This window comes from Paraburkholderia sp. RL17-347-BIC-D (genome assembly GCF_046027915.1).
Lineage (GTDB): Bacteria > Pseudomonadota > Gammaproteobacteria > Burkholderiales > Burkholderiaceae > Paraburkholderia.
In genome coordinates this window covers 1-5913 of sequence record NZ_JARESS010000127.1, presented here as the reverse complement: position 1 = coordinate 5913, position 5913 = coordinate 1, and the positions used below count along the sequence as shown (strand labels likewise).

Below are 5913 nucleotides of genomic sequence, written 5' to 3'. Positions count from 1 at the left end.
GCTGTTGTTCCGATTCCTGCTGGAATCGAACGGATAACCCATGGGCCGTTGTCGTGGCGAAGTGAAGATTTGCGGGGCCGTACTGCAACTGGGATAGTCCGGAACAGACAGATTCACTAACGTTCAAACGGGAAATGAACTCTCGAGTTTTCAGCAGATTGTTCTTGTAGAAAAGAACGCCGTTGGGTAGGCGATGAGATCGCATGTGGCGCTATAGATCTGCGTTCTCTGAGAGGTGCCTTGATGCAGTTCGTTACGCGCACATTATCCTGTCCGGTATAGAGATCATGCTCGTGATTCACAAGGGATCGATGCAAGACCAGGGCCGCTGGGAGACACAACGGCCATAGGTCGCGACGGAGAGTCGGGCAACCGTGTCCTGGTGGAAGCTTAATTTTTTCGCCTTTATACTTGGCGCGTTTTTCACTGACGGGAAGAATATGCGGCGCGTAAGCGTCCGGCGCTCGCCGGTTCATGGGAAGGGTCTGTTTGCGATTCAGCAACTCAGGACAGGCGAGCGTGTACTGGAGTACAAGGGTGAGCTGGCGTCATGGCGCAACGCGCTGCGCCGGCATAAACGAGATGCCGTCGCTGGTCATACATTCCTGTTCGGGCTCTCGGATGGGCGGGTGATCGACGGCAGTCGCGGTGGCAACAGCGCACGATGGATCAATCATGCGTGCACGCCTAACTGTGAGGCTGTCGAAGATGGCGGGCGAATCTTTATAGACACGCTTGATACCGTAGCGGCGGGGCAAGAGCTGTTTATCGACTATCTGCTGGCGGTCGGAGATCTGCTGGATGAGGACGTGCGTCGGCAGTATGCGTGCCAGTGCCGTGCCGCAAGCTGTCGGGGCTCGATGATCGCGAGTGTGGCGTGGGTGGAGTGAAGGACCGGTCGATGCGCAGTGCTGCGCCAACTCTGAGTGATTCCCGTCGGCCTCGAAGACGAGGATTTGGTTTGCCCTGGCTAATTGACCGGCCTGCTTAATGATGGCGAAAACGAGCCGGAACTGGTCGATGCTCACACAGTTGAGCCTGAGTCTTCATCGATATCAAGAGTCGGCGAGCAGCCTCCTATATGTTGACACTCCGACATACGACCTTTGCCACGTGTCTTCACAGAACTCCTTTGTGTAGGCGAATTTAGGAATTCGATTTACGTATACCTCTATTCCAAAACTGTACGAAATGTCGGTGTTCACTGCTTCCAGCGGCCCTCGCTGCCTGCCCCGCCAATAAACCATTGGCGGCACGAGAGCAGGTGTGTTTCAACGCGGGTTGCCGACGATCGACGAGATAAAGTCGAGGAACGCATTGGTCTTCGCGGGCATATGATTTCGGGAGGGATACAGCACATAGAGAGGCCAGCGTTCGTCGCCCCAGTCGGGGAACAGATTGACAAGTCGCCCGCTCGCAAGAAGGCCTTCAATGCCGAGCTCCATGACTTGGGCAATACAGTATCCGGCCAAACATACCGCATGCATCGTACCTGCATCATTAACCATTAATCGGCCTTCTGGATAAAGCTCCATTTCCTCGCCGTTGCGATGGAACTCCCATTTAAATGGGAGACCGGTCTCGGGATTCCGATAGTTTAGGCAAATATGCGAAGAGCCGCGCAGCTCACCGGGATCACGCGGACGGCCATGCTCTTTCAGGTAAGAAGGCGATGCCACCGTGACTATTCGCGTCTCGAGCAACTTGCGAGCTATCATGGACGAGGACTTGGGCTCGCCGAAGCGGATGGCCAGATCGAAGCCGTCCGAGATGAGGTCACCGAGTTGGTCGCGCGTGACCAGGTCAAGCGTGAGCTCGGGATGGGCTTTGAGGAACTCGCTCAGGCGCGGTCCAAGAATGAGGTTTGAGAAGAAAGGGTGAACGTTCACCCGCAGACGTCCACGCACCGTCTCCTTGCTGCGGGCAGCTGATTCAGCGGCCTCTTCCAGTGCGGTAAGCAGTGGTACCACCTGTTCGTAAAGGCGGCGCCCCTCGTCGGTGAGGGTTACGGAACGAGGATGACGGTCGAAGAGACGCGCGTCAAGCCGAGCCTCGAGCCGAGCTATCGCACGGCTGACTCCGGGTTGTGACATATTTAGTGCTTCGGCGGCGGAAGCAAAGCTGCCGTTAGTGGCCACCGCAGCTAGTACGCTCATCCCATTGAGGGTTCGTTCGTCGAAAGCCATATACCTTCTCCTGTCGGTTGTATCTTTGCGCTACAGCGATGTCAGCGCAAAGCGAAGGCCTATTGATGACGTGGGCTAAGGGACCAAACCCAAGTGTCGTCAGTTCCCGTGTGTCCCTTGACCGCTTCAGGCATCTGCAAGGCGATGCTCGAATTTTTCATAAGAGCTGCAGGCCACTGAACCCCTGTCTAAGACGGGGCCAAGTGGTCGGCCGGTTACATCAGTTAAAAACAACATTGTTACATCGTGGCGGGGTACACCGGCGCGCCAGTATGCAAATTCGGGCGCGAGCGAAACAGGCCTCCATGCCGATCCGAGCTATCTATGGTCTCAAATCGTCGGAAATGATGCCGTGGCAAAAGCTCAGTGTTGCTTTGTGACCGAGGGCTCATGATTTGAAGGTAACTCATCGGCTTCAGAACAGGTCAATGATGTCTTGGGTGTACTGCGACCGCTGTTCGTCTCCTAGTGCCAACGCCCGACAGTGCTGGGGAAATCCTATCCATGGAGCGCCTTGGCATGAAACGAAATATGATCGCCAATGAAGGTGGCGATGAAGTAGTAGCTATGATCAAATCCAGGATGGAGTCTAAGTGTCAGGGGATAACCGACGGCTTCGCAGGAAGCTTGTAACAGATGAGGCTTGAGCTGAGTCTCGAGAAATTCGTCCGCAGCACCTTGATCAATCAGTAGCGGAACCTTCTCTGCCGTGGACCTGACGAGGTCGCACGCGTCATATTGCCTCCATGCCGCACGGTCCGGACCCAGATACGCTTCGAACGCTTTCTCGCCCCATGGCACCTGGGAAGGTGCGACGATCGGGGAGAACGCCGAGACGCTGCGATAACGGTCCGGATTCCGCAGCGCTGCGACGAGCGCGCCATGGCCGCCCATTGAGTGGCCACTTATGGAGCGGATTTCTGACGCGGGGAATTCCGATTCGATCAATTCGGGGAGTTCCGTGACAACATAGTCGTACATCCGGTAGTGGGCTGCCCACGGTTTATGAGTAGCATTGACGTAGAAGCCCGCGCCTTTTCCAAGATCGTAGCCCTTATCGTCAGCAATTTGCTCCCCGCGAGGACTAGTATCTGGAGCGACTATGATGACACCATGTTGAGCCGCGTATTGTTGAGCTCCAGCCTTCGTGGTGAAATTCTGCTCCGTGCAAGTCAGACCGGAAAGCCAGTACAGTACGGGCAATTTCTTCTTGGATGCCTGCGCCGGGAGAAATACAGAGAAGTTCATTGAACAGTCGAGTGAGGCCGACTCGTGACGGTACACGTCCTGCCATCCGTCAAAACAGGCACGGTGTTCTATCTGTTCCATTGCCATTCCTATAAATGGGCGGATCCGTATGAACGATCCGCCCCGAGTTTTCCTACTTCAGCACACCACTGCGCTTGGCGATGTGCGTGGCTATCGCGTCCATTAGCGGAGGATTGAGTGCGTCGTGCGGTGTGAGTCCAAGCTCGGTAAGCCGGGCCCGAACGTCATCCATTTGTTCTGGTTTTGCACCGCCGCCTTCGATCACTGATGAGACGAATGCTGCAAAACGTGGCTCTTCCCAGCCGTTGTCGTTGGACAGTTCGGTATGCACGAAGTCGAGACCGTAGAAAGGATGGTCGCGGTTCTCTATCCGACCAAACATGTGCGTTCCGCACGCCTTGCACGCATGACGCTGGATAGCAGCCTTCTCGTCGACCACCTGTAGCTTTTCCGGATGAGCCGTGACTTCGACCTTGTCTCGCGGAACTACTCCCACCACTGAGAAAGCCGCGCCCGCGGGTTTCCAGCACTTGGTGCAGCCGCAAGCATGGTTGTGTGCGACGTTGCTTTCCACCCGGACTTCGACTTTGTCGCTCTCACAATTGCAATGGAGGGTGCCGCCGGCGAAGCTGGGTGTACCCTTCTTGACACCGGCGTCTACTGACGGGTGAATTGCCACAGTACTCATTTTGAATTCTCCAATATTTTCAGAATAAAAATTGGTGCAATAGCGCCGCACCAATGACTGCGCACGGTCGTGTCTTAGTAGTTGATCACGGTGCGAATCGACATGCCGTCGTGCATCAGATCGAATGCTTCGTTAATCTGATCGAGCGGCAATTTGTGCGTGACGAACGGGGCAAGCTGGATGTCACCTCGCATGGCGTCTTCCACCATGCCCGGCAGTTGTGAGCGACCTTTTACGCCACCAAATGCTGAGCCTTTCCATGTGCGGCCCGTCACCAGCTGGAACGGGCGTGTCGAGATTTCCTGACCGGCCCCCGCGACACCAATGACTACGGACTGTCCCCAACCGCGGTGTGCGCACTCGAGCGCCGCACGCATGACATTGACGTTGCCGATGCATTCGAACGAATGGTCGACGCCCCAACCGGTCATCTCAACGATGACTTGCTGGATCGGCTTTTCATGGTCTTTCGGGTTGATGCAATCGGTGGCGCCGAAGACTTTCGCCAGATCGAACTTCGAAGGATTGGTGTCGATCGCGATGATCCGGCCGGCCTTGGCCTGGCGAGCGCCCTGAATGACAGCGAGCCCGATGCCGCCGAGCCCGAACACGGCGACGCTGTCGCCAGGCTGGACCTTCGCGGTATTGTGCACAGCACCGATACCCGTCGTGACGCCGCAACCCAGCAGGCAGACCTGTTCGTGATCGGCAGCCTGATTGATCTTTGCCAGGGAGACTTCGGCGACAACGGTGTACTCGCTAAACGTCGAGCAGCCCATGTAGTGGTAGATCGGTTGACCGTTATAGGAGAAGCGGGTCGTACCGTCAGGCATCACGCCTTTGCCCTGGGTGGCACGTACGGCGACGCACAGGTTCGTCTTGCCCGACTTGCAGAACAGGCATTCGCCGCATTCCGCGGTGTAGAGCGGGATCACATGGTCGCCTGGCTGAACCGACGTGACGCCTTCGCCGATTTCCACCACAACACCTGCGCCTTCGTGCCCGAGCACACAGGGAAACAGGCCTTCAGGGTCGTCGCCTGACAGCGTGAAGGCGTCTGTATGGCATACGCCTGTATGGGTGATCTTTACTAATACTTCGCCTTTCTTTGGCGGGGCAACATCGATCTCGACGATGTCCAGGGGGGTTCCTGGCGCGAATGCAACTGCAGCACGTGATTTCATGACAGATCTCTCAATTGGACGACGAAGACAAGCAGTATGAGTATCTGGACGGGCTCGGGTCGCACATCATCACCGCAGGTAGGTGCGTACGAGATCGATAACGCCGTCGATCGATGCGTTGGCGTCGCCATTGAGGTTGGCTGCGTTAGAAAACTCCTCACGCAAATGGCTCTCGAGCACGCCGGCCATCAGACCATTGACCGCGCCGCGCGTTGCGGCGATCTGCTGCAGAACCGGCGCGCACTCAGCACCCGCCTCCAACGCCCGTTCAAGCGCATCGACCTGCCCACGTAAGCGCCGGACACGGGTAATTACAAGCTTTTTGTCTTGGGGTGAATGCGGCACGCGACCTCCGATAGATACTGGGCGTGAGTATGTGGTATCGCCGCCGCCCCTCTTTATCTCAACGTCCAGCTTTTTCATGGCGTAAGCGAAAACTCCAGGTGAGTGGCGACTACCTGGCTCTTGCGAAGACCTATGCGAAGAGTATTGTGTGAGACACAGGGGACTCCGGGAAAGACCTGGGCAGTGCGCTGGACGTTCCGATAAGCCCGAGGCCGGCCGCAGTCGTAATATTGATATCTAT

6 protein-coding genes are annotated in these 5913 nt (G+C 56.5%); 1 reads left to right on the top strand and 5 read right to left on the bottom strand.

Annotated elements, in window-relative coordinates; translation table 11 throughout:
* Nucleotides 1-440: 440 nt before the first annotated feature.
* A complete protein-coding gene (locus P0D96_RS47320; RefSeq protein WP_408321158.1) occupies nt 441-890 on the top strand; it encodes an SET domain-containing protein in 450 nt (149 codons plus the stop codon).
* A 381-nt stretch (nt 891-1271) separates the two neighbouring features.
* Here the strand turns inward: P0D96_RS47320 and P0D96_RS47315 are convergent, their stop codons facing one another.
* The 5 genes from P0D96_RS47315 to frmR form a co-directional block, all read right to left on the bottom strand.
* Nucleotides 1272-2186, bottom strand: coding sequence for a LysR family transcriptional regulator (locus P0D96_RS47315; RefSeq protein ID WP_256458546.1), 915 nt, complete (start codon nt 2184-2186; stop codon nt 1272-1274).
* A 498-nt stretch (nt 2187-2684) separates the two neighbouring features.
* Nucleotides 2685-3515 carry an S-formylglutathione hydrolase gene (gene fghA, locus P0D96_RS47310; protein ID WP_408321155.1) on the bottom strand — a complete coding sequence of 277 codons (831 nt, stop codon included), beginning with the start codon at nt 3513-3515 and terminating at the stop codon, nt 2685-2687.
* 52 nt (nt 3516-3567) lie between these two features.
* Nucleotides 3568-4143 carry an S-(hydroxymethyl)glutathione synthase gene (gfa, locus tag P0D96_RS47305; RefSeq protein ID WP_256458548.1) on the bottom strand — a complete coding sequence of 192 codons (576 nt, stop codon included), beginning with the start codon at nt 4141-4143 and terminating at the stop codon, nt 3568-3570.
* Nucleotides 4144-4217: 74 nt separating this feature from the next.
* Entirely contained in the window at nt 4218-5327 is a 1110-nt protein-coding gene (locus P0D96_RS47300; protein ID WP_408321152.1) for an S-(hydroxymethyl)glutathione dehydrogenase/class III alcohol dehydrogenase, read from the bottom strand.
* 69 nt (nt 5328-5396) lie between these two features.
* Entirely contained in the window at nt 5397-5750 is a 354-nt protein-coding gene (frmR, locus tag P0D96_RS47295) for a formaldehyde-responsive transcriptional repressor FrmR (RefSeq protein WP_459252711.1), read from the bottom strand.
* Nucleotides 5751-5913 lie beyond the last annotated feature (163 nt).